This is a genomic window from Frigoribacterium sp. Leaf8 (assembly GCF_001421165.1).
GTDB lineage: Bacteria > Actinomycetota > Actinomycetes > Actinomycetales > Microbacteriaceae > Frigoribacterium.
Genome location: NZ_LMKB01000005.1, coordinates 764,484 through 790,520, shown reverse-complemented (window position 1 = coordinate 790,520; position 26,037 = coordinate 764,484). Strand labels below are relative to the sequence as shown.

Annotated in this window: 23 protein-coding genes and 1 tRNA gene; 15 read left to right on the top strand and 9 right to left on the bottom strand. The window is 71.3% G+C overall.

Annotated elements, in window-relative coordinates:
- Positions 1-32: 32 nt before the first annotated feature.
- From ASL10_RS08380 to ASL10_RS08370, 3 genes are read right to left on the bottom strand one after another with little or no spacing between them, the layout of a single operon-like run.
- Positions 33-1,217, bottom strand: coding sequence for a DUF4350 domain-containing protein (locus tag ASL10_RS08380; protein ID WP_056046289.1), 1,185 nt, complete (start codon positions 1,215-1,217; stop codon positions 33-35).
- Positions 1,214-1,852, bottom strand: a complete 639-nt coding sequence (locus ASL10_RS08375) for a DUF4129 domain-containing protein (protein WP_056046287.1) — start codon at positions 1,850-1,852, stop codon at positions 1,214-1,216. Before ASL10_RS08375 ends, ASL10_RS08380 begins: the two co-directional genes overlap by 4 nt.
- A complete protein-coding gene (locus tag ASL10_RS08370; protein WP_056046285.1) occupies positions 1,849-3,063 on the bottom strand; it encodes a hypothetical protein in 1,215 nt (404 codons plus the stop codon). The genes ASL10_RS08375 and ASL10_RS08370 overlap by 4 nt, the downstream gene beginning before the upstream one ends.
- Positions 3,064-3,212: 149 nt before the next feature.
- On the opposite strand from ASL10_RS08370, the gene mtrA reads away from it, so the two are divergent.
- From mtrA to secA, 6 genes are all read left to right on the top strand, one after another.
- On the top strand, positions 3,213-3,893 hold the full coding sequence (mtrA, locus tag ASL10_RS08365) for an MtrAB system response regulator MtrA (RefSeq protein ID WP_056046282.1): 681 nt from the start codon (positions 3,213-3,215) through the stop codon (positions 3,891-3,893).
- An 18-nt stretch (positions 3,894-3,911) separates the two neighbouring features.
- Positions 3,912-5,675 (top strand): MtrAB system histidine kinase MtrB, encoded by a 1,764-nt coding sequence (mtrB, locus tag ASL10_RS08360; protein ID WP_082460408.1) that lies wholly within the window; start codon positions 3,912-3,914, stop codon positions 5,673-5,675.
- A complete protein-coding gene (locus ASL10_RS08355) occupies positions 5,668-7,368 on the top strand; it encodes an LpqB family beta-propeller domain-containing protein (protein ID WP_157485337.1) in 1,701 nt (566 codons plus the stop codon). Before mtrB ends, ASL10_RS08355 begins: the two co-directional genes overlap by 8 nt.
- Positions 7,369-7,469: 101 nt before the next feature.
- Complete coding sequence (locus ASL10_RS08350) at positions 7,470-8,207, top strand: ComF family protein (protein ID WP_162234604.1); 738 nt, start codon at positions 7,470-7,472, stop codon at positions 8,205-8,207.
- A gap of 117 nt (positions 8,208-8,324) precedes the next feature.
- The gene (gene hpf / locus ASL10_RS08345) at positions 8,325-9,029 is read left to right on the top strand and encodes a ribosome hibernation-promoting factor, HPF/YfiA family (protein ID WP_056046276.1); all 705 of its coding nucleotides are present in this window, start codon (positions 8,325-8,327) and stop codon (positions 9,027-9,029) included.
- A gap of 200 nt (positions 9,030-9,229) precedes the next feature.
- Positions 9,230-12,076, top strand: coding sequence for a preprotein translocase subunit SecA (gene secA / locus ASL10_RS08340; RefSeq protein WP_056046274.1), 2,847 nt, complete (start codon positions 9,230-9,232; stop codon positions 12,074-12,076).
- Between the two features lie 82 nt (positions 12,077-12,158).
- Here the strand turns inward: secA and ASL10_RS16545 are convergent, their stop codons facing one another.
- Positions 12,159-12,707 carry an Rv3235 family protein gene (locus ASL10_RS16545; RefSeq protein ID WP_235452598.1) on the bottom strand — a complete coding sequence of 183 codons (549 nt, stop codon included), beginning with the start codon at positions 12,705-12,707 and terminating at the stop codon, positions 12,159-12,161.
- Between the two features lie 163 nt (positions 12,708-12,870).
- On the opposite strand from ASL10_RS16545, the gene ASL10_RS08330 reads away from it, so the two are divergent.
- The gene (locus tag ASL10_RS08330; protein ID WP_056046272.1) at positions 12,871-14,364 is read left to right on the top strand and encodes a sensor histidine kinase; all 1,494 of its coding nucleotides are present in this window, start codon (positions 12,871-12,873) and stop codon (positions 14,362-14,364) included.
- Positions 14,365-14,491: 127 nt separating this feature from the next.
- Here ASL10_RS08330 and ASL10_RS08325 read toward each other — a convergent pair whose 3' ends face one another.
- Positions 14,492-14,740: a WhiB family transcriptional regulator gene (locus ASL10_RS08325; protein ID WP_043594001.1), complete on the bottom strand. Its 249-nt coding sequence runs from the start codon at positions 14,738-14,740 to the stop codon at positions 14,492-14,494.
- Positions 14,741-14,908: 168 nt separating this feature from the next.
- Between ASL10_RS08325 and ASL10_RS08320 the strand changes: the two genes are divergently transcribed.
- Positions 14,909-15,364: a hypothetical protein gene (locus ASL10_RS08320; protein WP_056046270.1), complete on the top strand. Its 456-nt coding sequence runs from the start codon at positions 14,909-14,911 to the stop codon at positions 15,362-15,364.
- Between the two features lie 99 nt (positions 15,365-15,463).
- On the opposite strand, the gene bcp is transcribed toward ASL10_RS08320, so the two are convergent.
- Positions 15,464-15,934, bottom strand: coding sequence for a thioredoxin-dependent thiol peroxidase (gene bcp, locus ASL10_RS08315; RefSeq protein ID WP_056046268.1), 471 nt, complete (start codon positions 15,932-15,934; stop codon positions 15,464-15,466).
- Positions 15,935-16,031: 97 nt separating this feature from the next.
- Here bcp and ASL10_RS08310 point away from each other — a divergent pair.
- Positions 16,032-16,104: transfer RNA gene (locus tag ASL10_RS08310), tRNA-Lys, on the top strand.
- 376 nt (positions 16,105-16,480) lie between these two features.
- Here the strand turns inward: ASL10_RS08310 and ASL10_RS08305 are convergent.
- Positions 16,481-18,019, bottom strand: a complete 1,539-nt coding sequence (locus tag ASL10_RS08305) for an amino acid permease (RefSeq protein WP_056046266.1) — start codon at positions 18,017-18,019, stop codon at positions 16,481-16,483.
- Positions 18,020-18,509: 490 nt separating this feature from the next.
- On the opposite strand from ASL10_RS08305, the gene ASL10_RS08300 reads away from it, so the two are divergent.
- The 4 genes from ASL10_RS08300 to ASL10_RS08285 all read left to right on the top strand — a co-directional run bounded on the left by ASL10_RS08300 (position 18,510) and on the right by ASL10_RS08285 (position 22,214).
- On the top strand, positions 18,510-19,781 hold the full coding sequence (locus tag ASL10_RS08300) for a glycine betaine/L-proline ABC transporter ATP-binding protein (RefSeq protein WP_200922578.1): 1,272 nt from the start codon (positions 18,510-18,512) through the stop codon (positions 19,779-19,781).
- A complete protein-coding gene (locus tag ASL10_RS08295) occupies positions 19,778-20,734 on the top strand; it encodes a proline/glycine betaine ABC transporter permease (protein ID WP_082460290.1) in 957 nt (318 codons plus the stop codon). The genes ASL10_RS08300 and ASL10_RS08295 overlap by 4 nt, the downstream gene beginning before the upstream one ends.
- A gap of 75 nt (positions 20,735-20,809) precedes the next feature.
- Entirely contained in the window at positions 20,810-21,724 is a 915-nt protein-coding gene (locus tag ASL10_RS08290) for a glycine betaine ABC transporter substrate-binding protein (protein WP_056046265.1), read from the top strand.
- A gap of 250 nt (positions 21,725-21,974) precedes the next feature.
- Positions 21,975-22,214 carry a hypothetical protein gene (locus ASL10_RS08285; RefSeq protein ID WP_148053626.1) on the top strand — a complete coding sequence of 80 codons (240 nt, stop codon included), beginning with the start codon at positions 21,975-21,977 and terminating at the stop codon, positions 22,212-22,214.
- 56 nt (positions 22,215-22,270) lie between these two features.
- Here ASL10_RS08285 and ASL10_RS08280 read toward each other — a convergent pair whose 3' ends face one another.
- Positions 22,271-23,086, bottom strand: a complete 816-nt coding sequence (locus ASL10_RS08280) for an alpha/beta hydrolase (RefSeq protein WP_056046261.1) — start codon at positions 23,084-23,086, stop codon at positions 22,271-22,273.
- Positions 23,087-23,147: 61 nt separating this feature from the next.
- Here ASL10_RS08280 and ASL10_RS08275 point away from each other — a divergent pair, with 61 nt between their 5' ends.
- Positions 23,148-24,440: a mechanosensitive ion channel family protein gene (locus tag ASL10_RS08275; protein WP_082460288.1), complete on the top strand. Its 1,293-nt coding sequence runs from the start codon at positions 23,148-23,150 to the stop codon at positions 24,438-24,440.
- Between the two features lie 69 nt (positions 24,441-24,509).
- On the opposite strand, the gene ASL10_RS08270 is transcribed toward ASL10_RS08275, so the two are convergent.
- Positions 24,510-24,689, bottom strand: coding sequence for a hypothetical protein (locus tag ASL10_RS08270; RefSeq protein WP_043593989.1), 180 nt, complete (start codon positions 24,687-24,689; stop codon positions 24,510-24,512).
- A 122-nt stretch (positions 24,690-24,811) separates the two neighbouring features.
- On the opposite strand from ASL10_RS08270, the gene ASL10_RS08265 reads away from it, so the two are divergent.
- A complete protein-coding gene (locus ASL10_RS08265; protein ID WP_056046260.1) occupies positions 24,812-25,966 on the top strand; it encodes an SLC13 family permease in 1,155 nt (384 codons plus the stop codon).
- Positions 25,967-26,037 lie beyond the last annotated feature (71 nt).

Genomic DNA, 26,037 nt, shown 5'->3' with positions numbered 1-26,037 from the left:
GATCGGACGAGGCAGGGGAGGCGCGGGGCGGGTCACGACGGAGTCGTCGCCCGTCGGACCGCACCCTCGAGGTCGAGCAGGCTGTCGCTCAGCGCGACGAGCTCGCGGTCGTCGACCGGGTCGGCGTCGACGAGCACGTGCCGCAGGCCCCGGGGGTCGGCCGAGATCAGTGCGGCCACCCGGGCGACGATCTCGTCGACCGACGCGGTCGAGGACAGGCCCGTCGTGCGCGCGAGTCGCCCGAGCGTGCCGATGCGGAGCTGGTCGAGGGCATGGCGGCGCTGCCCGGAGCGCTCGTAGAGGCGGGCGCGCCCCTCGGTGGTCTCGGAGGCCTTGACGGTGACCGGCAGCCGCTCGACGACGAGAGCTCCGAGGCGTCGACCCCGCCACACCATCGCGGCCACTCCGGCCAGGAGGAGCACGACCAGCGACGGCGTCACCCATGACGGCGTCAGCGTGGCGAGAGTGCCCTCGCCCTCGGGCAGGTCGCCGGCCGAGGGCAGGTACCAGGTCAGCTCGGAGGACCCGCCGAGCAGCGCGAGTGCGAAGGCCGCGTCGTCGTGCGTCCCGATCGAGCCGTTGGTCAGGGCGTCCGTGGCTCCCAGGACGGACACGCGCGTGTCGCCGTCCTCCAGCTCGACGAGCCCGTAGCCGTCGTCGGTCGGCAGGCAGCGGACGGCGCCGGGGGCGTCGACGTCGTACGCGACGCCCGCGACGTCGACCCGGGACGTCTGCGCGAGGGCCGGTGACGAGCAGGCGGGCCCGGCCGTGCCCTCGTCGACCGGGCCGGTCGACGCGACGCCCGCGGCCACGGCGTCGAGCGCGGCGGGCCCCGGGGCGGGGAGCACGAGGTGGGAGGTCGCCGTGACGAGACGCCCCCACTGGTCGCCGACCAGGAACCCCGAGGCGTCGTCGACGAGGAGCGTGCCGCCACCGGACCCGAGTCGGTCCAGGGTCTCGTCGAGGGTGGTCGTGACGGTCACGTCGACGCCCTGGCGGCCGAGCACCTCGACGAGTGCCTTGGCCCCGCCGGGGGCGGCGTTCGCGGGGCCGAGGGCGCGGCCTTCTCCCGAGCCCGAGCCCACGAGGAGAGCCGCCCCGACGCCGAGGGCCAGGACGAGGGCGAGTGCGACCCAGAACCGGGCACGTCGGACCGACACCGCGACGGTGGGGGTCGAGACGGAGGTGGGCGCCTCGGACGGTGCGGCGGCGGTCACGCGGGCACCCGCCGGGACGAGGTGACGCGCCGGTCGAGCTCCGTGACGGCCCGGTAGTCCTCGTCGGTGCCCGGGCGGTCGAGGTAGCGGACGCCGTCGAAGGCCGTGGCGGCGTCCGCGAAGTCGGCCCGGAGGTCGGGGAAGACGTCGCCCGCCCGGCGGGCCACGTCGCGTGCGGTGGTGCCGGGGGAGACCGCGACGTCGCCCCGCTCGGCCAGCGAACGGGCGATCGCCCGGAAGGCCTCGGCGACGGCGAGCGTCAGATCACCCCGGGAGGCCGCCTCCCGGGCCGCGGCACGCATGGCGTCGGCGTCACGGACGTCGTCGTCGCCGAAGAGGGCGAGGTCACGCGCGGACCGGCGGTTGAGTCGCGGCACCCCGTAGACGAGCAGCACGACCAGGACGACCACCACGACGACCGCGAGCAGCACGATCAACGCGACCGCCGGCGCCCCCTCTGTCCCTCCGAACCGGATCGACCCCAGCCAGTCCCAGAACGCCTGCGCCGCACGGTCGAGCCAGGACGGCTGCGCCGCCACGTACTCGGGCCCGGTGAGCTCGCGCAGGACCTCGCGCCGGGCGTCGTCGGCGTCAGGGGTCAGGGGCGGCCCGGCGGCGAAGGGCAGCGGGCTCACCAGCGCGGTGCTCCCGGGTGCGTCGTCGGCGGGACCGGGGCCTCGGGCGTGCGGTACGGGTCGGGCTGTCCTCCGACCGCCCGCCCGCCGCGCTCGACGTAGCGCACGAGTTCGAGGTCGAGCCCTTCGGTGCGGATGCGTCGGTCGACGTAGACGAGGCCGGCCGACGCCGCCTGCAGCACGGACCCGATCGCGCCGATGACGGCCGTGATGCCGAGGGTGACGGCGTAGGTGCCCGCCGTGAGGGCCAGGAAGGTCGGGTCGGTCACGTCCCCCGTCGGCGCGAGCGTGCCCGTCAACACGCTGAACAGCACCGAGAACGGCGTCGCGACGACCTGCGACGCGACCTGGACCATGAGGAACACCAGGGCGATCACGCCGAAGGTCCGCCAGAAGGAGGCGCGGGTCAGCGACCACGAGCGCCGCACGGCCGCGCCCAGCGTCAGCCGTTCGAGCATGATGGCGCTCGGCACGAGGGCAGTCTTCACGGTCAGCCACACGCCGAGGACGAGGAGGCCCAGGCCGAGGAGGACCGCGAGCACGACGCCGACGGCGATGCTCGGCCCGGAGCCGACGGCCACGCCGACGACGACGACGCCGGCCACGAGCGCCAGCGCCACGACGTAGGCGACCGTGAGCAGGGCGGACCACCCGACGAGCGTGCCGACGCGGCCCTTGGCCATCGCCCAGAGGCCGCCGAGTCGGAGCTTCTCCCCGAGCGTCTGCCGCGAGGTCTCGAGCACGAAGAGCCCCTGCAACAGGGCCGTGACGATCACCTGCAGGGCGATCGGCACGAGGGCCGACGCGGCGACGACGGCGACGGCGCCGGCCAGGACCGCGTCACGGTCCCGGGGGAGGGCCTGCTCGACGCGTCCGAAGGCGAGGAAGGCGCTGCCGCCGGTGATCACCACGGTCACCACGAGCAGGACGACCTGCGACAGCAGGGCCGTGCCGAACGTGGTCCGTGGGTTGCGGCGGAAGACCTGGAACGAGGCACCCAGGATCTCGCCGAAGGTGAGGGGGCGCAGCGGGACGAGGCCCGGCTTCGGCGGCGGAGCCCAGCCGGGTGCCGGCGGGGTGGTGCCGCCCGGGGCGGCCCCCGGGACGGGCCCCGCGGAGAGGGGGCCGGGTGACGTGGGGTCGACGCGCTCGCCCCAGCGCGGCGGGGACGTGTCGCCCCCCGGTGTGCTCCAGGCGTTCGGATCGCTCATGGTCCCCCTGGTCGTCCTGACCGTGAGGTCGTCCTCACGAGTGTGTTCATGTTTCCACACCGGACCGGGCGCTGCCAGCCGACGAGCGCCTCCTGCACTAATCTGTCCTGACGTGCCGCCTCCCGAGCGGCCCAGCCCAGACGGAGAACATGAACCCGCGCATCCTCGTGGTCGACGACGACCCGGCGCTCGCCGAGATGATCGGCATCGTCCTTCGCGCCGACGAGTTCGACCCCCACTTCTGCGGCGACGGCGCGGCCGCCCTCGAGGCGTTCCACGAGGCCTCACCCGACCTCGTCCTGCTCGACCTGATGCTGCCCGGCCTCGACGGCATCGAGGTCTGTCGCCTCATCCGGGCCGAGAGCGGCGTGCCGATCATCATGCTGACGGCGAAGGGCGACACGGCCGACGTGGTCCGCGGTCTCGAGAGCGGGGCCGACGACTACGTGGTCAAGCCGTTCAACCCGAAAGAACTCGTCGCGCGCATCCGCACCCGGCTCCGCCCGGCCACCGAGCCCACGAACGACGTGCTCACGGTGGGTGACCTCCGCCTGGACGTCGCCGCGCACGAGGTGCGGCGCGGTGACACCCCGATCGCCCTGACCCCGCTCGAGTTCGAGCTGCTGCTCGCGCTCGCCTCGAAGCCGCAGCAGGTCTTCACGCGCGAGATGCTGCTCGAACAGGTCTGGGGTTACCACTACAAAGCCGACACCCGTCTGGTGAACGTGCACGTGCAGCGGCTTCGCGCCAAGGTGGAGCACGATCCGGACGCGCCCCGCATCGTCACGACCGTGCGCGGCGTCGGGTACCGCGCCGGCGCGGGTTCGTAGCCCGGTCGGGTGGCGCTCGTGTCGACGGTCGCGGGGCCCGACCAGGGCGGGCCCGTCCGCTCGGGCGGACCGTGGTCGTGGCGGGCACCGGCGTGGCGCACGTGGCCGACCCGGGTGGTCGGCTTCTGGCGGTCGTCGTTGTCGTTCCGCACCGTCGCGCTCACGGTGGTGCTGTCGACCGTCGCCGTGACCGTGATCGGCACGCTCATCTCGGTGACGATCGGCACGAGCCTCTACGACCAGCGCCGGGAGCAGGTCGAGGCCGAGAGCGTCCGGGCGACGCTCCTCGCGCAGAACATCTTCGACTCGGCCACCGCCACCGAGGACGCCAACCAGGTCGAGCTCGACGCGCTGCAGAACGAGGCCCAGACCGCCATCCTGGGTTCGACCTCGAGCCCGGGCGGGACGAGCATCGCGATCCTCCGGACGCCGGGGCAGAACAGCCCGCAGACCATCCAGAACATCGCCAGCCCCGACTTCCCCGACTCCGTGATCTCGCCGGCCCTCCGCGAGGCGGTGGCGGCGGACGACGAGCGTCTCTCGATGCAGTCGGTGTCTCTCCCTCCGACCTCGCAGGGCGGGGGCTCGCCGGGCATCGCGGTCGGCTCGACCCTGCAGGTGCCCACCGCGGGCCAGTACGAGCTCTACCTCGTCTACGACCTCAGCGACGCGCAGGCCACGCTCGACCTCATGCAACGGACCCTCGGCATCGGCTCGCTGGCACTCGTGCTGTTGATCGCGGCGATCACTTACCTCGTCGTCCGCCTGGTCGTGGGGCCGATCCGCACGGCGGCCGAGACCAGCCAGAAGATCGCGGCCGGCCACCTGGAAGAACGCATCCCCGAGAAGGGGCAGGACGTCGTGGCCACGCTCGGGCGCTCCTTCAACGGGATGGCCGACGCCATGCAGCGCCAGATCTCGCAGCTGGCCGAGCTGTCGCGCGTCCAGCAACGCTTCGTGAGCGACGTCTCGCACGAGTTGCGCACGCCGCTGACCACGATCCGGCTGGCCGGCGACGTCCTCTACGACCAGCGCACGTCGTTCACGCCCTCGGCCGCCCGGACGGCCGAGCTGCTGCACACCCAGGTCGACCGGTTCGAGCTGCTCCTCGCCGATCTGCTCGAGATCTCGCGGTTCGACGCCGGTGCCGTCGAGCTGGACACCGAGCCCGTCACGGTCGTCCGTCTCGTCGAGGACGGTGTCGACGAGTTCGGGCCGCTCGCCGCCGGGTCCGGCAGCGTCGTCTCGGTCGTCGCCCGGGGCGGGTACTTCGAGGCCGAGATCGACCCGCGGCGGCTGCGCCGCATCCTGCGCAACCTGCTGGGCAACGCCATCGAACACGGCGAGGGGCGGCCGATCGAGGTCGAGGTCGACAGCGACGCCACGGCCGTCGCGGTGGCCGTCCGCGACCACGGTGTGGGCATGAGCCCGGCCGATGCCTCGCGCGTGTTCGACCGGTTCTGGCGGGCCGATCCCTCTCGCAAGCGCACCATCGGGGGCACCGGGTTGGGCCTGGCGATCAGCCTCGAGGACGCGGCCCTGCACGGCGGCCGGCTCGAGGTCTGGTCCGAGCCGGGCTCGGGCAGCCGGTTCGTCGTCACCCTGCCCCGCGTGGCGGGCGGTCGCATCGAGGGGGCGCCCCTGCCGGTCGTGCCGCCGGACCGTCGGGGCGAGACGACCGTGCCGGTGACGGGCGAACCGTGGTCGGGTTCGGTCCCGGTGGCCGAGACGCCGGGCGTGCCGATCCCGTCGCGGTCGGCGGGGGGTGCCGACGATGACTGACCCACGACGGAACGCCCGGCGGGGCCGCTGGTCCGTGGTGCTGGCGGTCCTCGTGGGCGCCGCGATCACCCTGACCGGGTGCGTCGGCATCCCGGACGCCGGTCAGGTGCAGCAGGGCGACACCGTCAGCGACGACGTGGTCAGCGACTTCGTGTTCCGGCCCAACGGGCCGGTCGCCGGCAGTTCGCAAGAGAGACTGCTGCGCGATTTCCTCTCGGCGGGCACCGGGTCCCAGGACAACTACGGGGTGGCCCGGCAGTTCCTCAGCGCCGGCTTCGCCGACGAGTGGGAGCCGCGGGCCAGCGTCACCATCAGGCCCGGGGTCGGGTCGACCTCGCGGGTCGGCGGGTCGACGCTCGACTACGCGTTCGTGGGCTCGGCGACGGTCGACTCGGCGGGGCACTACACGCCGGCCACGTCCTCCACGACGACGTCCCTGGCGTTCTCCTTCGTCCGCGAGGGCGGCGAGTGGCGCATCAGCGACGCCCCCGACGGCATCGTCCTCTCGCCGGCCACGTTCGACTCGGTCTTCCGGTCGCACGCCGCCTACTTCTACGACCCCACCTTCACCTATCTCGTGCCCGACGAGCGGTGGTTCCTCGCACGGTCGTCGACGAGCACGCGCCTCGCGACGGCCCTGCTCGACGGACCGTCGGACTGGCTGCAGGGTGCCGTCGTCTCGGCCTTCCCCGAGGGCACCCAGCTGTCGTTGACGGCCATCACGGTCGACGACGGGACGGCCCGCGTCGACCTCACCGCCGACGCCCTCGAGGCGACCCCCGCCGCCCGGGCCCGGATGCAGGCGCAGCTGCTGGCGAGCTTCTCGACCCTCGCGACCGTGACCGCCGTCGAGCTCAGCGTCGAGGGCGCGCCTCTGACCGTGCCGGCCATGCAGCAGCCCGTGCCGGTGCGCGACCCCGCGGTCGACGCCCGGCCCCTCGTGCTGGCCGACGGCGTGCTGGGATTCGCCACCACGAGCGCCACGAGCCAGCTCCCGGGCCTCTCGGACGCGGTGGAGGCGCTCCGCCCCCGGTCGGTCGAGCTGTCCGCAGACCAGACGGCCGCCGCCGTCGGCACCTCGTCGGGCGCGTACGCGGTCACCTCTCAGGGAGGAGCCCGGCTGGTCGACGCCCGGACCGGACTCGTCGCCCCCTCGCTCGACGACGCGGGATTCGTCTGGTCGCTCGTCGCCGACGACCCGACGAGCCTCACGGCGTACGCCCTCGACGGCACGCCCCACCCCGTGGTGACGTCGCTCCCCGCGGGGCCGAGCGTCACGACCTTCCGCATCTCGCGCGACGGCACCCGCGCGTTGCTGCTGCTCGACGACCAGGGCGAGTCGCGCCTCCTCGTGGCCGCCGTCGTGCGGGACGCCGACGGGGTCCCGCTCCGGCTGGGCCCGACCCTCGAACTGTCGGCTCCGGACGGCGCCCCCGTCGACGCGACCTGGGCGGACCAACTGACCGTCGCCGTCCTGACCACCGTCGGGGAGTCGTCACGGGTGACGATGTCCGAGGTCGGCGGGGACTCCTCGAGCGCCGGCCGTCCGTCGGGCGAGGCGGTCGCGATCGTCGGGGGCAACGGCTTCGACCGACTGCTGCTGCTGGGTGCCGACGGCGACGTGCTCGAACCCCGGGGCAGCAGCTGGCAGGCCACGGGGTTGACGGCCGACCTGGTGGCGACCCAGCGCTGACGCCCCGGGTCGCCTCCTCCCCAGGGCAGGTGGGGGGTAGGTCGTCCTCCTCCGACGACGGAGGCGCGGCGTGCGCACCCGGGGGAGTCCACGCTGTCGGTGTGCCCCGGTCGCCTCGTCCCCGTCCCGCCGTCGATGCGCGGGACGCCCTGGTGCGGGCCGTCCGCGAGGCGCTGTCCGTCGTGTCGCCCGTCTCGTGCGCGGGCTGCCACGCCCCGGACGTCGGCCTGTGCCGCGACTGCCGGGGCCGGCTCGTCCCCGAGGTCGTCCGGATCGACCTCCCCGACGGGCTGACCGTCTTCGCCGGACTCGTCTACGCCTTCGAGGCGCGGGGCGTCGTGTTGGCCTTCAAGAACGGCGGACGCGTGCGCCTGGCCGAGGTGCTCGCCCCGGCTCTCGGTGCCGCTCTCCGGTCCTGCGCCGGTCAGGTGGCGGCCGAGGGGGCACCCGACGGGGACGCGCGCCCGGGCGATCGGTCGCTGCTGGTCGTCCCGGTGCCGGCGTCACGACGGGGGCGGCGTCGGCGGGGCTACGACCCGGTCGACCTGGTGCTGCGTCGGCTCGGTCTCGTGGTGGGCTCGCGCGTCCTCGTGCCGACGGCGCGGGCCGGCGGCGGACAGAAGGGCCGCGACCGACAGCAGCGTCTGAGGGACCGCGAGGGCAGCCTCCGCGCCACCCGCGATCTCACGGGGTCGCAGGTGGTCCTCGTCGACGACGTCGTGACGACCGGGGGCACCCTCCAGGAGGCGCGTCGTGCGCTGGTCGCCCGGGGCGCGATCGTGGTCGGTGCGGCGTGCGTGGCCGCCACCCCGTCGGGCTCGGGCGCCGGTCGCCCCTGAGCGAACGGTGAACGGTGCGTGACACGGGGGTGTCCGGGTGGCTACGGTGGGGCGAAAGGCGTGAAAGGACATCCGCCTGGCTGACAGGCGGCACGTCGATAGCCACAGGAGGTCGTCATGGAAATTTCCGTCACGGGTCGAAACGTCGGCATCACCGATCGTTTCCGCGAGTACGCCACCGAGAAGGCAGACAAGGTCGCCGCGCTGGCCACGAAGGCCCTCGCCCTCGAGGTCAAGGTGTCGCGGCACCACGAGAAGTCCGGTGGGCAGGCGGGCGACGACCGGGTCGAGATCACGCTGATCGGCCCCGGCCCCCTCGTGCGGGCCGAGTCCACGGCCGCCGACAAGTACGCGGCGTTCGACCTCGCGATCGGTCGGCTCCTCGAACGGGTGCGCCGGGCGAAGGACCGGCAGAAGATCCATCGCGGGCAACACCGACCGACGTCGCTGCGCGAGGCGGCCACGGCCGACTTCAGCGGCGTGGGTGTCACCCCCGCCGCGGCGGAGACGCTCGACCAGGTCCGCACCGGGGCCGTGACGGTGGTGGGCGACGAGGCCCCCGCCGACGAACTCGAAGAGGAGTACTGCCCCGTGGTCATCCGCGAGAAGGTCTTCGCGTCGACGCCCATGTCGGTCGACGACGCGCTCTACTACATGGAGCTCGTCGGCCACGACTTCTACCTCTTCATCGACGCCGAGACCGAGCGTCCGAGCGTCGTGTACCGCCGCAAGGGCTGGGACTACGGCGTGATCGGGCTCGACCAGGACTCGCCCGACCTGCAAGAGACGGCGACGGCCCTGCGGGCGGGTCTGGCGAGCTGACCTCCTGACCCACCGGGTGGCCGACACCCCGGGAGGCGCGGGCACGTCCCTGTCGCCTCCCAGGGGGTCGGCCACTACGCTTGCTACGATCGTGGGCCGGTCCAGGACGGACCTTCGACACCTCGGTGCTCCGATGCGGATCACCTCAGCGAGACCGCGGAGCGTTCCGCGGGTTCGACCGAACACATGGGAGCACACCAGTGGCCAACGTCCTCGAGAAGGTCCTCCGCGTCGGCGAGGGCCGCACGCTGCGCAAGCTGAAGGCCTACGCCAAGGCGGTCAACGAGCTCGAGGACGACTTCACGACCCTCACCGACGACGAGCTGCGCAACGAGACCGTCGAGCTGCGCGAGCGGTACGCGTCGGGTGAGTCGCTCGACGACCTCCTGCCCGAGGCCTTCGCCGCCGTCCGCGAGGCGTCCAAGCGCACCCTGGGCCTCCGGCACTTCGACGTGCAGCTGATGGGTGGCGCGGCCCTGCACCTCGGCAACATCGCCGAGATGAAGACCGGTGAGGGCAAGACGCTCGTCGCCACCACGGCGGCGTACCTGAACGCCATCGCGTCGCGCGGCGTGCACGTCATCACGGTCAACGACTTCCTCGCCAGCTACCAGTCCGAGCTCATGGGGCGCGTCTTCCGGGCGCTCGGCATGACGACCGGGTGCATCCTGTCGGGCCAGACCCCGGCCGAGCGTCGCGAGATGTACGCCGCCGACATCACGTACGGCACCAACAACGAGTTCGGCTTCGACTACCTCCGCGACAACATGGCCTGGCAGGCGCAGGACATGGTGCAGCGTGGCCACTTCTTCGCGATCGTCGACGAGGTCGACTCGATCCTGATCGACGAGGCCCGCACGCCGCTGATCATCTCGGGCCCGTCGTCGGGCGAGGCCAACCGGTGGTTCACCGAGTTCGCCACGGTCGCTCGGCGCCTCGTCGCGGGCACCGACTACGAGGTCGACGAGAAGAAGCGCACCGTCGGGGTCCTCGAACCCGGCATCGAGAAGGTCGAGGACTACCTCGGCATCGACAACCTGTACGAGTCGGCGAACACCCCGCTCATCTCGTTCCTCAACAACGCCATCAAGGCCGACGCGCTGTTCAAGCGCGACAAGGACTACGTCGTCATCAACGGCGAGGTCCTGATCGTCGACGAGCACACGGGTCGCATCCTCAGCGGTCGCCGCTACAACGAGGGCATCCACCAGGCCATCGAGGCGAAGGAGGGCGTGACGGTCAAGGCCGAGAACCAGACCCTCGCGACGGTCACCCTCCAGAACTACTTCCGCCTCTACAAGAAGCTCTCCGGCATGACCGGTACGGCCGAGACCGAGGCCGCCGAGTTCATGAGCACCTACAAGCTCGGTGTCGTGCCCATCCCGACGAACCGTCCGATGCAGCGCATCGACCAGACCGACCTCGTCTACAAGAACGAGACGAGCAAGTTCGACCAGGTCGTCGAAGACATCGTCGAGCGGCACGAGAAGGGCCAGCCCGTGCTGGTCGGCACGACCAGCGTCGAGAAGAGCGAGTACCTCTCGCGACTGCTCGCCAAGAAGGGCGTCAAACACGAGGTGCTCAACGCCAAGAACCACGCTCGAGAGGCCGCCATCGTGGCCCAGGCCGGTCGCGCCGGCGCCGTGACCGTCGCCACCAACATGGCCGGTCGCGGGACGGACATCATGCTCGGCGGCAACGCCGAGTTCCTCGCCGTCGCCGAGATGAACGCCAAGGGTCTCAGCCCGGTGGACACCCCCGACGAGTACGAGGCCGCGTGGGACGACGTCTTCGCCGCCCAGAAGGCCGCCGTGCAAGAAGAGGCCGACAAGGTCATCGACGCCGGTGGGTTGTACGTCCTCGGCACCGAGCGCCACGAGTCGCGTCGCATCGACAACCAGCTGCGCGGTCGGTCGGGTCGTCAGGGCGACCCCGGTGAGAGCCGTTTCTACCTGTCGCTGACCGACGACCTGATGCGCCTGTTCAACTCGGGCGCCGCCGAGTCGTTGATGGGTCGCGGCAACGTGCCCGACGACCTCGCCATCGAGAACAAGATCGTGGGGCGGGCCATCCGCTCGGCCCAGTCGCAGGTCGAGTCGCGCAACGCCGAGATCCGCAAGAACGTCCTCAAGTACGACGACGTCCTCAACCGTCAGCGCGAGGCCATCTACGGGGACCGTCGCCACATCCTCGAGGGCGACGACCTGAAGGACCGCAGCCAGAAGTTTCTCGAGGACGTCGTCAACGAGGTCATCGACCAGCACACGGGTGACGGCAGCCCCGACGACTGGGACCTCGACGCCCTCTGGACCGAACTCGGCACCCTGTACCCGATCTCGATCACCATCGACGAGGTCATCACCGAGGCCGGCTCGAAGGGCAAGGCGACCCGGGCGTTCCTCGGGCAGGAGATCCTCTCCGACGCCAAGGTCGCCTACGAGGCGCGCACCGAGACCCTCGGCGAGCCCGCCATGCGCGAACTCGAGCGTCGGGTCGTGCTGTCGGTCATCGACCGTCGCTGGCGCGACCACCTCTACGAGATGGACTACCTGAAGGACGGCATCGGTCTCCGCGCGATGGCCCAGCGAGACCCGCTCGTCGAGTACCAGCGCGAGGGCTACGCCCTGTTCCAGAGCATGATGGGCCAGATCCGCGAAGAGACCGTGGGCTTCCTGTTCAACCTCGAGGTCGAGGTGCAGGGCCAGGTCGGCGCCACCGAGGCACCGGTCATCGCGGCCAAGGGGCTCGAGGCCGAGAAGCAACCGCAGGCCCAGCTGGCCTACTCGGCTCCCAACATCGACGGCGAGGTCGAGGTACGCAACCAGCGCGGTCAGCTCGAGAAGGGTGCGACCGCGAAGGCCCAGAAGGCTCAGGACGAAGCCGAGCGTTCCGATTCGCCCGAGATCGCGGCGGCTCGCGCCTCCGGTGGCCCGGCGGCACGGCAGGCCGACGACGGCAAGGTCGGCGCCTTCGGCCAGAAGACCGGCGACGGCGAGGCTCCGGTGAACCGGGCCGAGCGTCGGGCGGCCGGTAAGAAGACCCGCTGATCCCGTCGTCCGAACGACGATCGACGCGCCTCCGAGCCTGGCTCGGGGGCGCGTCGTCCGTCGGCGGTGACCGGGCCGACCGTCAGAGCACGTGCACGGCCGCTGCTCTCCACCGGCTGTCGTAGGTCTCGAGTCGGACGGCGACCGCTCGGCTCCGAGCGCGGCCGTGCACGACGACGACGGATTCGATCACCCCGTCGGCGGGCGAACTCGACCGGATGCCGCCGATCGTGAACACCGGTCGCCGAGCACGCATGCCGTGTGCGGACCGGGCCCGGGCGGCCAGGACGACCCGCTTGTGCAGGGTCCGGAAGACGTCCTCGGTGACCCACCGCGAGACCTGGTCGAGTTCTCGTGCCCCGGCCAGGATCTCGAGGACGCAGCGGACCAGGTTCTCGACGATCAGGTCCGGATCGTCCGGGAAGGGGGACCCGGACGAGGTGCCGGCCGGAGGGACGGTCCGGACGAGGGGTCGGGGACCGGACGGTCGACCCTCCGCAGGCCCAGCGCCGGGGCCGGGGACGGTCGGGCCCGGGTCCGCGAGCGGCGGAACGGGTCTCAGGTGCGGCCGAGGTGGTGCGGTGGGCCCCTGGGGCTCGACGAGGGCGAGGGCGTGGTGGTTCGAGGGCATGGGCAGTCTTCCTGTTCACGTGCGTCCGGGCATGACTAGAAGATATGACATGTGAGATTGCAAAACCAGACCGACTCGACGGTCTGTGGAGAAGCGGTGGTCGGGTCCTCCCGCCGGGGAGTGGCCGACGTCGCCGGACGGACCGTCGACCTAGACTGGGCGGGTGTCGACGCTCAGTGATCTCGTTCTCGCCCAGGGCCTCTCGAGCGAGGTGGACGTCGAGTGGTTGCACCTGCTGGTGGGGGACTGGCAGCTGCTCGCCGACCTCGCCTTCGCGGACATCGTCCTCTGGGTCCCCACGAAGGCCGACGGCTTCGTCGCCGTCGCCCACGCCCGGCCCTCGAGTTCGGCCACGCTCTTCTACCGCGACTTCGTCGGACAAGAGGTGCGGCCCGAGTGGCGCGAGCAGATCGAGCAGGCGTTCACGACGACCCGCATCGTCGACTCGGCCGCACCCGACTGGTACGAAGAGACGCCCACGCGCGTCCGGGCCGTGCCCGTGCTCCGCCGCCTGGGGGCCAGCCGGCCCGACGTCACCGACGCACCGATCGCGATCATCACGAGGCACACGAACCTCAGCGAGGCGCGCACCCCGAGCCGTCAAGAACTGACCTTCAACCAGTGCTCCAACGACCTCTTCGCCATGATCGCCGCCGGCGACTTCCCCGACCTGGGGGCGCCGACGGGTCCGCGACGGGGCGCACCCCGCGCCTCCGACGGGCTGCTGCGCCTCGACGTCGACGGCATGGTCACGTTCGCCAGCCCCAACGGCCTGTCGGCCTTCAACCGCATGGGGTTCGCCGGCGAACTCGAAGGCGAGTCGCTGGCCGAGGTCACCACCGGCCTGCTCGCGGGCAAGCTCGTGATCGACGAGTCCCTGCCGTTGGTCGTCACGGGCCGGGCGCCCTGGCGCACCGACATCGAGGCGCGAGGGGTCACGGTGTCGTTGCGCGCGATCCCGCTGCGTGACCGCGGTGAGCGCGTCGGGGCGATCGTCCTCTGTCGCGACGTGACCGAGCTGCGTCACCAAGAGCGCGAGCTGATCACCAAGGACGCCACGATCCGCGAGATCCACCACCGGGTCAAGAACAACCTGCAGACGGTCGCCTCGCTGCTGCGCATCCAGGCACGTCGCACCCACACCGACGTCGCCCGCGAGGCACTGACCCAGGCCATGCGCCGAGTGCAGTCGATCGCCGTCGTGCACGACACGCTGTCCGAGGGGCTCAGCCAGAACGTCGACTTCGACACCGTCTTCGACCGGGTCCTCATGCTGATCGCCGAGGTCGCGTCGAGTCACAACACGACGGTCCGCCCCACCATGACGGGCAGTTTCGGTGCCCTGCCGAGCGAGTACGCGACGCCCCTGGCCCTCGCTCTGACCGAACTCGTGACGAACGCCGTCGAGCACGGCCTCGACGGTCGCGACGGCGAGGTCGAGATCGTCGCCGACCGTCGGGCGGAAGAGTTGACGGTCAAGGTGCGCGACAACGGGGTCGGGCTGCCCGAGGGCAAGGTCGGCTCGGGGCTCGGCACCCAGATCGTCCGCACGCTGATCCAGGGCGAACTCGGTGGCACCATCGACTGGCACACCCTCGTCGGCAACGGCACCGAGGTCACCATCGAGATCCCGTTCCGCTGGCTCACCCAGCCCTGAGCCACAGCGGAGGCCGGCGACGACCCCGCCCCGGACGCGACGAAGCCCGGCACCTGCGATCAGGTGCCGGGCTTCGTCATCGGCCCCGAGGGCCGGAGGTCGACCGCAGCGGGCGGTCGACGGTCGATCAGCTGGCGCGGCGGGCGCGGGCCGCGCGGCGCTTGAGCGCGCGACGCTCGTCTTCGCTCAGGCCGCCCCAGACGCCGGAGTCCTGCGAGGTCTCGAGCGCGTACTGCAGGCAGGTCTCGGTCACGGTGCAGCGGCCGCACACGGCCTTGGCCTTGTCGATCTGGTCGACGGCGGGACCCGTGTTGCCGACGGGGAAGAAGAGCTCCGGGTCAGCCTGCAGGCAAGCGGCTTTGTCGCGCCAATCCATCGATGGGTACTCCTTAAAAGTGCAGAACCAGGCACGTCGAAGCGCCTGGTTCGGGATGGGGAAAGAGAAGAATTCGGGAGGCGCGCACCGCAATGTGCGCGTCACTTCGACCTCGAATATGGTCGCATACTGGTACGGCCAAATCAAGGATTTTTCGGAGGCTCACACGTGACCACAGCAGGCCCGGACGGCGCCCGAGACGAGACCGGTCGGTCTGCCGAGACCCGTCGACCCGCGCTGCTCTGGGTCGTGATCGTCCTGCTCTCGGCCGAGTTCCTGCTGGTCGCCGCCACGGCGGCGTTCCTGCTCGTCGAGCTGCTCGTCGCCCGTCCCGACTCGTACCCGTCGGCCGTCGCGATCTTCGTCCTGACCCTGCTGGCGACCGCCTGGCTCGGGTCCATCGTGATCGGCGCCCTGCGCGGCCGGGCCTGGATCAGGGGAGCGGCGATCGTGTGGCAGGTGCTGCAGTTCGCGGTGGGCATCGGCAGCCTGCAGGGTGTCTTCGCCAACCCGACCATCGGCCTCGCGCTCCTCGTGCCGGCCGTCGCCGTCGTGGTCCTGCTGCTCGTGCCGTCGGTCGTCGCGGCCACCTCGGCCCGCGACTCGGACCCCCACGTCTACTGACCGACCCGCCCGCCGCCGTCGCGAGGCGACACGCAGGAGGCGCGGTGCCGGTCCTCGAGACCGGCGCCGCGCCTCCTGCGCTCCTCGTCGCCGAAGGGGTCAGTCGAGGCCGAGCTTCTTGCGGAGCGACGCCACGTGCCCCGTCGCCTTCACGTTGTAGAGCGGCAGCTCGACGGCGCCCTGCTCGTCGACCACGAAGGTGGACCGGATCGTGCCCGTCACGATGCGCCCGTAGTTGTTCTTCTCGCCGTAGGCGCCGTACGCCTGGTGCACCGTCAGCTCGGGGTCGCTGAGCAGCGGGAAGTTCAGCCCCTGCTCGTCCTTGAACTCCTGCAGGGCGGCCGGCTCGTCCTTCGAGACGCCCAGCACCTGGTAGCCCGACGACTTCAGCGAGTTGATGTTGTCGCGGAAGTCACACGCCTCCGTCGTGCAGCCCGGCGTCGACGCCGCCGGGTAGAAGTACACGATGACCTTCTGCCCCGAGTAATCCGCCAGCGAGACGGGCGAACCGCTCTCGTCGTCGAGGGTGAACGTCGGCGCCGCAGCGCCCTTCTCGAGCTTCGTGGACATGGTGCTCCGATCTGCGGGCGCCGCGGACGGCGCCGATGGTTCTGAGTGGGTCGGATCTCATGCTAGTGTTGACCGTCGTTGCGAGAGATCGCAGCACGCACCTCTAGCTCAATTGGCAGAGCAACTGACTCTTAATCAGTGGGTTCTCGGTTCAAGTCCGAGGGGGTGCACGAAAGAATTGGGTCCCCCGTGTTCTGCAGTCGCAGAAGCGGGGGATTCTTTCGTCGTATGGGTCTGGTCCGCTCCGCGGACCGCGGCCCACCTCGCACGGGGAACAAGCCGGGCCCGCCAGGTCGCCGTTGCTCGGGGGTGACGTCGCTTCGCTCGTCACGGACGGGGAGCAAGCCGGGCCCGCCAGGTCGCCGTTGCTCGGGGGTGACGTCGCTTCGCTCGCCACGGGGGAGTGACGTCGCTTTGCTCGTCTCGGGGGTGACGTTGCTTCGCTCGTCACGGGGGGAGTGAGGTTGCTTGGGTCGTCAGCGGGGGGAGACGGCAGGAGGCGCGGGCGGGGCGGCCCGCGCCTCCTGCGTCGGTGGGGTGGGGGGGCTACTGGCCGTCGCGGGGGAGCTGCGAGGCGGCGTCGCGGCCGGTCACGGGGTACGGGCCCGTCATGCCCTCACGGAGGCGGGCGGCAGCCAGGATGCGGTCGCGCTGCAGGTGCCACCCGAGCATCAACAGAGGGATGATCACGACGAGCGACATCACCGTGAACGACCCGATCGGCCAGTCGATCGCCATCAGGACGACGACCGCGGCCAGGAAGGCCAGCGTCAGGTAGCTCGTGACCGGCGCCCCCGGCAACCTGAACGAGGGCTCCTTCGCCTTGCCCTGCTTCGCCCACTGACGCAGTCGCATCTGGCAGAGGATAATCGTGCCCCACGCCGTCAGGATGCCCAGAGACGCGATGTTCAACACGATCTCGAACGCCGTGTTCGCCCCCACGATCGCGTTCAGCACGACGCCCAGCAGGGTGATGCTCGCGGTCAACAGGATGCCGCCGAACGGCACCCCGCCCTTCGACATCTTCGTCGTGAACTTCGGGGCCGAGCCGTTCATGCCCATCGAGTGCAATACGCGGCCGGTCGAGTACAGCCCGGCGTTGAGACTCGACAGCGCGGCCGTCACGACCACGAAGTTCATGATCGACCCCGCGACGTCGCCCACCTCGGGGCTGCCGATGCTGCCGAAGAACGTGACGAACGGGCTCTCGCCCGCCTTGTAGGCCGTGTACGGCAGCAGCAGCGAGAGCAGCACCAGCGACCCGACGTAGAAGACCGCGATACGGATGATGACCGTGTTGATCGCGCGCGGCACGACCTTCTCGGGGTTCTGGGTCTCGCCCGACGCCGTGCCCACCAGCTCGATCGCGGCATAGGCGAAGACGACGCCCTGCACCACGATCACGGCCGGCAGCAGGCCGTTCGGCAGGATGCCCGACGACGCCACGAGGCCCCAGCCGGTGTCGACCGCGGCACCGTCGTGCGTCACGGGGAACGCCGCCGCGAGCCACACGACGCCGACCACGAGGAACACCACGAGAGCGGCGACCTTGATGATCGCGAACCAGAACTCCATCTCGCCGAAGACCTTCACGGCCAGCAGGTTGACCGAGAGCACCACGGCGAGGGCCACCAGGGCCAGCAGCCAGTCGGGTGCTGCGGTGAACGCGGACCAGTAGTGCAGGTACAGGGCGACCGCGGTGACGTCGACGATGGCCGTCATCGCCCAGTTCAGGAAGTACATCCACCCGGCCGCGTAGGCGAACTTCTCGCCGAAGAACTCGCGGGCGTACGAGACGAACGACCCCGAGGAGGGGCGGTGCAGCACCAGCTCGCCGAGGGCACGCAGGATGAAGAACGCGAAGACGCCACAGATCGCGAACACGATCGCGAGAGCCGGACCGGCCGAGGCCAGTCGACCGCCGGCACCGAGGAAGAGCCCCGTGCCGATCGCCCCGCCGATGGCGATCATCTGCAGCTGACGCGGCTTGAGCCCGTGCTGAAAACCCTCTTGCTCGTGCGAGAAGTCTTGCGGGAGGTGCGTCTCGGTGGAGGCGTCGCCGCCCCCGTTCGTGGGACTCGTCATCGGTCGACCGTAGCCCCTATCGCTTTCGCCCGCATCACCGCCGCGAGACGGGCGAACCCCCAGGAGGCGCGGTGCCGATTCACATGCGGGTAACGAATGGGTGACGATCACCAGGCCCACAGGCATGGGCGACACGCCGGGACACAGGGTGGCCGGGGTACACCCGCGGCGCCGTCGGGCCGGTTCGCAATTCGGATGGACGACGGATGTCGGCTACGGTCGTGGAGGCCCGGGAGACCGGGCCCGTCATCATCAGGACGCGCCGACCGATGGTCCGATCAGTTCGGGTTCCGGTCGTCGTACGGTCTGGTGGCGCGAGGGTCCGGTCCCATGACCGACCCGGCGGAGGACAGGTTCGCCCCGTGGTTCCACGGTGGGCTTGAGCCGACACGGTCCGCACGCGTCGTCGACCCGTTCGCCCGACCCGATCGCCGCCGACGGCGAACCGGCCCGAGCGGCCGGTGCCCCCTCGGCGCGCCTGGAGACACCCGTGACCACTACGCCTGCCGTGCGTGCCCGGAACCTGTACAAGGTGTTCGGCCGCCGACCCAAGGACGCCGTCGCCCGACTCGAGGCCGGCGCCTCCCGCTCCGAGGCCGCGGGCCTCGGCACCGCTGCCGTCATCGACGCCTCGTTCGACGTCCGGCCCGGCGAGATCTTCGTCGTGATGGGGCTCTCCGGCTCGGGCAAGTCGACCCTCATCCGCATGCTGAACGGCCTGCTCGAGCCCACGTCCGGCTCCGTCGAGATCGCGGGCTCCGCGATCTCGGACGTCCCGGCCAAGCGGCTCCGCGAGGTGCGTCGGCAGAACGTGTCGATGGTGTTCCAGCACTTCGCGCTGCTGCCGCACCGCACCGTCATCGACAACGTCGCCTACGGCCTCGAGGTGCAGGGGGTCGCGAAGGCGGCTCGTCTGGCCAAGGCTCGGGAGGTCACCGAGATCGTCGGCCTCGCGGGTTGGGAGGACGAGCTGCCGAGCCAGCTCTCGGGCGGCATGCAGCAGCGCGTCGGCCTCGCCCGCGCCCTCGCCGCCGAGACCGACATCCTGCTGATGGACGAGGCGTTCTCGGCCCTCGACCCGCTGATCCGCCGCGAGATGCAGGAGCAGCTCGTCGAGCTGCAGGCGAAGCTCGGCAAGACGATCGTCTTCATCACCCACGACCTGAACGAGGCGATGTTCCTCGGGGACCGCATCGCCGTGATGCGCGACGGCCGCATCGTGCAGATCGGCACGCCCGAGGACATCCTCACCGACCCCGCCAACGACTACGTCGCCCAGTTCGTGCAGGACGTCGACCGCGCGCGGGTCCTCACGGCGGCCAGCGTCATGGAGCCCGCCCGGGCGGTCGTCCCGCTCACGGTCGGCCCCCGGGGCGCCCTGCGTTCCCTGCGCGACCTCCAGACCGCCGCCCTGTTCGTCACCGGCCGTGACCGCAAGCTCCTCGGCTGGGTGCGCGACCGGCACGTCATGCGCCAGGTCAAGGCGAACGACACCGACCTCGCCGCCATCGTCAACGCGGAGTTCTCGAAGGTCGGGCCCGAGGCCGCGCTGGTCGACCTCTTCGAGTTGGCGGTCGAGAGTCCGCTGCCGATCGCCGTCGTGGACGACGCCGACCGCCTGCTCGGCGTCATCCCGCGCGTGACCCTGCTCGCGGCGCTCGGCAACGTCGACACGACCACCTCGCCCATCCCCGTGCTCGAGCCCGTCACCCGCATCTCGGACGTCGAGCTCGACGCCACCCTCGAAGGAGCCACCCGATGAACGAGTACCTCCGCATCCCCTTCGGCTCCTGGGTCTCGGACGTCGTCGACTGGATCACCACCCACCTGGGCGGCTTCTTCGACGTCGTCCGCCTGGTCTTCACGTTCTTCTACGAGTGGGTCGCGTACTTCCTCGGCGCACCTCCCTTCTGGGCGGTCGTGATCGTGATCGCCGCCCTCGCCTTCGTCGCGAAGGGCTGGAAGTTCTCGGTCGGCACGGCCGTCGGCCTGCTGTTCATCGGAACGGTCAACCAGTGGGACAACGCGATGTCGAGCCTCGCCCTCGTGCTCGTCGCCAGCACGCTCGCCATCGCGCTGAGCATCCCGCTCGGCGTGCTCGCGGCGAAGTCGGGCGTCGCGTCGCAGATCATCCGGCCCGTGCTGGACTTCATGCAGACGACGCCCGCGTTCGTCTACCTCATCCCCGCCCTGCTGCTGTTCCGCGTCGGCGTCGTGCCCGGCATCGTCGCCACCATCGTCTTCGCCATGGCCCCCGGCGTCCGCCTGACCGAGCTCGGCATCCGCGGCGTCGACAAGGAGGTGGTCGAGGCCGGCCAGGCGTTCGGCTCGTCACCGTGGCGCATCCTGCGTCAGATCCAGCTGCCCCTCGCGAAGCCCAGCATCATGGCCGGCGTCAACCAGGTGATCATGCTCTCGCTCTCGATGGTCGTCATCGCCGGCATGGTCGGCGCGGGGGGACTGGGCGGCGACATCGTCGCGAGCCTCAACCGCATCGACGTCGGGCTGGGTGCCGAGGCCGGCATCTCGGTGGTCATCCTGGCGATCGTCCTCGACCGCATGACGGCGGCCCTCGGGTCCGACCGTCACGCCCGACGGCTGGCCCGGGCGCAGAACCGCCGGTCCGTTCCGCCGACCCCGGCTCCCGACCGCGCCGAGGCCGAGCAGCCCCTGCCCCCGGCCGACCGCCGCGAACCCGCGACGGCCTCGGCCTAGACCCCGACCACCTGCGGGACGGGAGCAGCACGTACCCACCGGACCCGCGCCTCCTGCACCACCCGAAAGGAACACATGAAGAAGCGCACCATCGCCGCATCGATCGCCCTCGGCACCACCGCCGTCCTCGGACTGGCCGCCTGCTCGCCTCCCGGCAGCGGCTCGTCGGCCGAGGGCGAGACCCTCGACAACGGCGACCAGGCCGTCGTCGACCTCGCCGTGTTCAACGGCTGGGACGAGGGCATCGCGGCCTCCTGGCTGTGGAAGACCGTCCTCGAGGACGAGGGCTACACGGTCAACCTCGAGCCGGCCGACGTGGCCCCCGTCTACAGCGGGCTCACCACCGACGACTACGACGTCGTGCTCGACACCTGGCTGCCCACCACCCACGCCTCGTACATCGAGCAGTACGGCGACGACCTGACCGATCTCGGCGCCTGGAACGACGGCGCCAAGCTCGCGGTCGCCGTGAACGAGGACGCCCCGATCGACTCGCTCGACGAGCTGGCGGCCAACGCGGACCTGTTCGGCGGCAAGATCGTCGGCATCGAACCGGGTGCAGGTCTCACGGCCGCCGTCCAGGACGAGACCATCCCCACCTACGGCCTCAGCGACCTGCAGCTGCAGACCTCGTCGACCGCCGCCATGCTGACCGAGCTCAAGAGCGCGACCGACGCGGGCGAGAACATCGCGGTGACGCTGTGGAGCCCGCACTGGGCCTACGACGCGTTCCCCATCAAGGACCTCGCCGACCCCGAGGGCACCCTGGGCGACGCCGAGGGCATCCACTCGTTCGGCGGCAAGAGCTTCACGGCGGACTTCCCGCAGTTGACCGAGTGGCTGCAGGGCTTCGAGATGGACACCGAGACCCTGTCCTCGCTCGAGAACGCCATGTTCAACGGTGACGAGGTCGACGGCGACGACTACGCCCCCGTCGTCGAGAAGTGGATCTCCGAGAACCAGGACTACGTCGACGGCCTCACCAGCTGATCCGATCCGCCTAGGACGTCGCCCCGGCCGAGCCCCGCTCGCCCGGGGCGACGTCGTACCGGGCGCCCGGCGGGGTGCCGGGGCGGGGCCCGGTGGGTGGGTGACGGAGCCGGGTGAAACCACAGCCGGACGACACCCGACGCACAGCGAACCCCGAGGTCACACCCCGGGAGGCGCGGGTAGCGTCGTCGACGGACGTCACCGAGACGTCGTCGCACCACCCGCACGAGCACCACGAGAGGCACCACCCGTGAGCACCACCGCACCGACCGACGTCCTGAGGAGAATGGCCCGCGTCATCACGCGCACCGTCTCGTCCGACCTCGTCCAGGTGTCGACCCCGGACCGCGTGCTCGGCCACGTCCGGGCCGAGCAGGGCGCCTTCGTCGCGCTCCGCGGCGCCGACCCCCGCTGGGGCGAGGTCGTCGGGCGGTACCCCTCCGAGGGGCTCGCCCTCGAGGCCCTGCGGCAGCGCAAGCGTTCGATCTGAACCGCCGCCGGGCCCGCCCGTCCGTGCGGCGCCGCCGGTAGGAGGCCCTCGGGGGCCTAGACGCCGACGCCCGCGAAGAACGACGTGAGCTGGCGCGTGATGCGCTCGCGCGCCTCCTCGTCCGAGATCGTGGCCGAACCGTCTCCGGACTGCGCGCCGTAGCTGCCGAACTGGGCGTGGTTCGACCCGTCGATCTCGACCATCGACGCGCTGCCCGGCAGCATGTCGCGGTAGGTCGCGATCTTCGCCGGGGTGCTGAGGCCGTCCTCGGAACCACCGAGGCTGAGGACGGCCAACTCGTCGTCGTCCGAGAGGTCGGTCGTCGCGCAGTACGAGCCGAGGAGCACCAGGGCGTCCACCGACCTGTCGTCGGCGGCGTACTGACAGGCACGCACCCCGCCGAGCGAGTGACCGCCCACCGCCCACGCGTCGACCTCGGGGGCGAGGTCGGTGAAGGTCGACAGCGGGCGGGGGTCCAGGATGCCGAACCCGAGCGTGGGTCGTTCGACGACGACGGTGACGCCGGTGGCGACGAGACCCGCGAAGGTCTGCTCGTAGGCCTGCGGGTCGACCCGGGCACCGGCGACGAAGACGAGACCCTGGCCGGTGGCGGCCGTCTCGGTCGGTCGCATCACGACCGTGTCGGGTCTGCTCGTCACCTCGACCCGTTCGTCGGCGGACACCGAGGCGAGCGAGGACGCCGTCGCCGACATCGGCGTCTTGGCCCAGACGAAGAACCCCGTGGCGGCGAGCACGACGACGGCGAACAGTCCGAGGGCCACGCCCTTGAGCACGCGTCGTCGCCGGGAGGCGTGACGCCGGGGAGGAGCGGGCGGGGCGGACTCGCGACGGGAAGCTGTGGATCGTCTCACCGTTCCATCGTCCCAGGGGCCAGCCGGGACGGAGCCGTGCGTCATGCGACAGGCTCGGGGGATGCCCTGGATACAACTCGTCATCTCGCTCGTCGCCGCCGTCGTCCTCACCTTCGTCATCTCGGCCGTCGTCGGCCTGGTCGTCGGCGTGGTCGCCAAGCGCAAGGAGTGGGCGCAGGCCTTCGTGACGCGCATGCGCCGCCCCTTCCGCGCCACGCTGCTCGTCGTGCTGCTCGTCGTCGCGCTGACCACGTCGTTCGACGCCCTGCTCCCCGCCGACTACCCGGGGGAGGGGTGGGTGTCACAGGCCTTCCGCTGCGCCGTCATCGTCGTCGTCGCCTGGTTCGTGGGTGCCCTCGCGATCTTCTTCGAGGACCTCGGCCTGTCGCGCTACCGGGTCGACACCCCCGACAACCGGGTGGCGCGTCGGGTCCGCACCCAGGTGCTCATCCTCCGACGGCTGACCGTGGCCCTGATCGTGATCCTGGCCGCGGGCACCGTGCTGCTCGGGTTCCCGGGGGTCGAGGCGGTCGGTGCGAGCGTCCTCGCGAGTGCGGGGCTGGTCTCGGTCGTCGCGGGCCTCGCGGCGCAGTCGACCCTGGCGAACGTCTTCGCGGGCATCCAACTGGCCTTCAGCGACGCCATCCGCATCGACGACGTCGTCGTGGTCGAGGGGCAATGGGGCCTGATCGAGGAGATCACCCTGTCGTACGTCGTCGTCCACGTCTGGGACGACCGGCGTCTCGTGCTGCCGTCGACCTACTTCACGACCACCCCGTTCGAGAACTGGACTCGGCGCAACAGCGAGCTGCTCGGAGCGGTCGAGTTCGACCTGGACTGGCGGGTCGACCCGGGGGCCATGCGGAAGGAGCTCGACGTGATCCTCGCGGGGACGGACCTCTGGGACGGACGCACCAAGGTGCTCCAGGTCACCGACGCCCAGGCCGGCTACGTGCGGGTGAGGGTGCTCGTCACGGCCAAGGACGCACCGACCCTGTTCGACCTGCGCTGCCTCGTCCGAGAGGACCTGATCGCCTGGCTGCACGCGAAGAGCCCGCAGTCGATCCCGCGGACGCGGGTGCAGATGGTCGAGGCCGAACCGGCGCCGAAGGGACGGGCCCACCGGTCGACGTCGGAGGCCTCCGCCCTGTTCAGCGGCGACAACGCCGACTCCGAACGCACGGCGCTCTTCACGGCGGCCATCCCGATCCACGACGTCGCCGAGTACCAGGCCTCGCTCGGCGCCGAGGCGGAACACGACCCGCACGTCGCGGGACGACCCGGTGGCCTGCCGACCGGCCGTCCCGACGGCGATCCGGCCGGGCCGACGCCCGGCGTCGACGGGCGTCGCTGACGCGACCACACGGACGAGGAGGCGCGCCCCGCCAGAGCGGGACGCGCCTCCTCGGTGTCTCGGCAGACGTCAGTCGTCGTCGTTCGCGGCCTCGATGACGTTGCCCACGGCGATCGCGGTCGAGGCCGCCCAGCTGATCGCCATGAGGGCGAGGCGCCAGTCACGAGGGCCGGCGCTCAGGCTCTTGAGGAGGCTGATGCCGGAGAAGATCGCGCTGATGATCGCGCCGTTGAAGAGGAATTTGCGCACGGTGGGGCTCCCAGGGGTCGTTTCGACCACGGTACCGCGTGACGTGGCACGAGTCCGGGTGGGGGTAGGTTGAGCTGCCCGGCGTCCCGTGCCGGTGCGTCCTGCGGTCGAAGGAGAATGCCGTGCGCACTGCCCTGCTCGGAGGCGTGTTCGTGTTGCTCGGCCTCGTGGCCGTGTTCACCGGCGTCCTGACCGGTGACGAACTGCTCGCGCTCGTCGAACGGGTCGCGCCCGTGCTCGGCTTCGTCGTCGGCCTGACGATCGTCGCGGAGCTCGCGGCAGAGGCCGGACTCTTCTCGTGGCTGGCGTCCGCCTCGGCCCGGCTGGCCGGAGGGCGGGTGCTCGTGCTGTGGCTCCTGGTCGTGGCGCTCGCGGTGCTCTGCACGGTGTTCCTCTCGCTCGACACGACGGCGGTGCTGCTCACGCCGGTGGTCGTGATCGTGGCCCGGCATGCCGGCCTGCCGCCGATGCCGTTCGCGTTGACGACGGTGTGGCTCGCGAACTGCGCCTCGATGCTGTTGCCGGTCTCGAACCTCACCAACCTGCTCGCGCTGCACGAGCTCGGATCACCGGCCCCGGTGCAATTCGCCGCCTTGGTCGCACCGGCCGCCGTGGTGGGCGTCGTCGTCCCCGTCGTGGCCATCGGACTGCGCTACCGCCGTCAGCTGGTCGGCCGGTTCGAGGCGCCGGCGTCCGAGCCCGTGGCCGACCGCGTGCTCTTCGGCGTCGCCGCGGTCGCGACGGGGCTGCTCGTGCCGGCCCTGGTCTCGGGCGTCGAGGTCTGGATCCCCGCCGCCGTCGCGGCGCTCGTGCTCGTCGTCACCACGGCCGTCCGCCGCCGCGGCGTCCTCCGACTCGGGCTGGTGCCGTGGGGCACGCTGCTCTTCGCCGGCGGGCTGTTCCTCGTCGTCGAGGCCGCTCACTCGCTCGGCCTGGCGGACCTGCTCGGAGCCGTCGTGGGCACCGGCGACCAATTGCCCGACCTGCTTCGACTGGCGGGCGGCAGCGCGGTGGCCGCGAACGTGGCCAACAACCTCCCGGCCTACCTCGCCCTCGAGCCGGTGGCCGGGTCGCCGCTGCGGCTCGTCGCCGTACTCGTCGGGGTCAACATCGGCTGCCTCGTGACGCCGTGGGCCTCGCTCGCCACGCTGCTCTGGCACTCGCGCTTGTCGTCGATGGGCGTCGAGGTCGCCTGGGGGCGGTTCGTGCTCGCCGGCCTCGGGGTGGCGGCGGTCGCCGTGCCGCTCGCGGTCGTCGCGACGGTGCTGTTCGTCTGAGGGTCCCGGGCGCTCGGGCCCGACGCGGGTGCGGTCGCGAGGTGACGGCGCGCGAAGGCGAGCGTCCGCCG

Bases quoted from the DNA above. Each gene is read 5' to 3' on its own strand.
- ASL10_RS08370 (WP_056046285.1), bottom strand. From the start codon at position 3,063: ATGAGCGATCCGAACGCCTGGAGCACACCGGGGGGCGACACGTCCCCG.
- mtrA (WP_056046282.1), top strand. From the start codon at position 3,213: ATGAACCCGCGCATCCTCGTGGTCGACGACGACCCGGCGCTCGCCGAG.
- ASL10_RS08355 (WP_157485337.1), top strand. From the start codon at position 5,668: ATGACTGACCCACGACGGAACGCCCGGCGGGGCCGCTGGTCCGTGGTG.
- hpf (WP_056046276.1), top strand. From the start codon at position 8,325: ATGGAAATTTCCGTCACGGGTCGAAACGTCGGCATCACCGATCGTTTC.
- ASL10_RS16545 (WP_235452598.1), bottom strand. From the start codon at position 12,707: ATGCCCTCGAACCACCACGCCCTCGCCCTCGTCGAGCCCCAGGGGCCC.
- ASL10_RS08325 (WP_043594001.1), bottom strand. From the start codon at position 14,740: ATGGATTGGCGCGACAAAGCCGCTTGCCTGCAGGCTGACCCGGAGCTC.
- bcp (WP_056046268.1), bottom strand. From the start codon at position 15,934: ATGTCCACGAAGCTCGAGAAGGGCGCTGCGGCGCCGACGTTCACCCTC.
- ASL10_RS08305 (WP_056046266.1), bottom strand. From the start codon at position 18,019: ATGACGAGTCCCACGAACGGGGGCGGCGACGCCTCCACCGAGACGCAC.
- ASL10_RS08295 (WP_082460290.1), top strand. From the start codon at position 19,778: ATGAACGAGTACCTCCGCATCCCCTTCGGCTCCTGGGTCTCGGACGTC.
- ASL10_RS08290 (WP_056046265.1), top strand. From the start codon at position 20,810: ATGAAGAAGCGCACCATCGCCGCATCGATCGCCCTCGGCACCACCGCC.
- ASL10_RS08275 (WP_082460288.1), top strand. From the start codon at position 23,148: ATGCCCTGGATACAACTCGTCATCTCGCTCGTCGCCGCCGTCGTCCTC.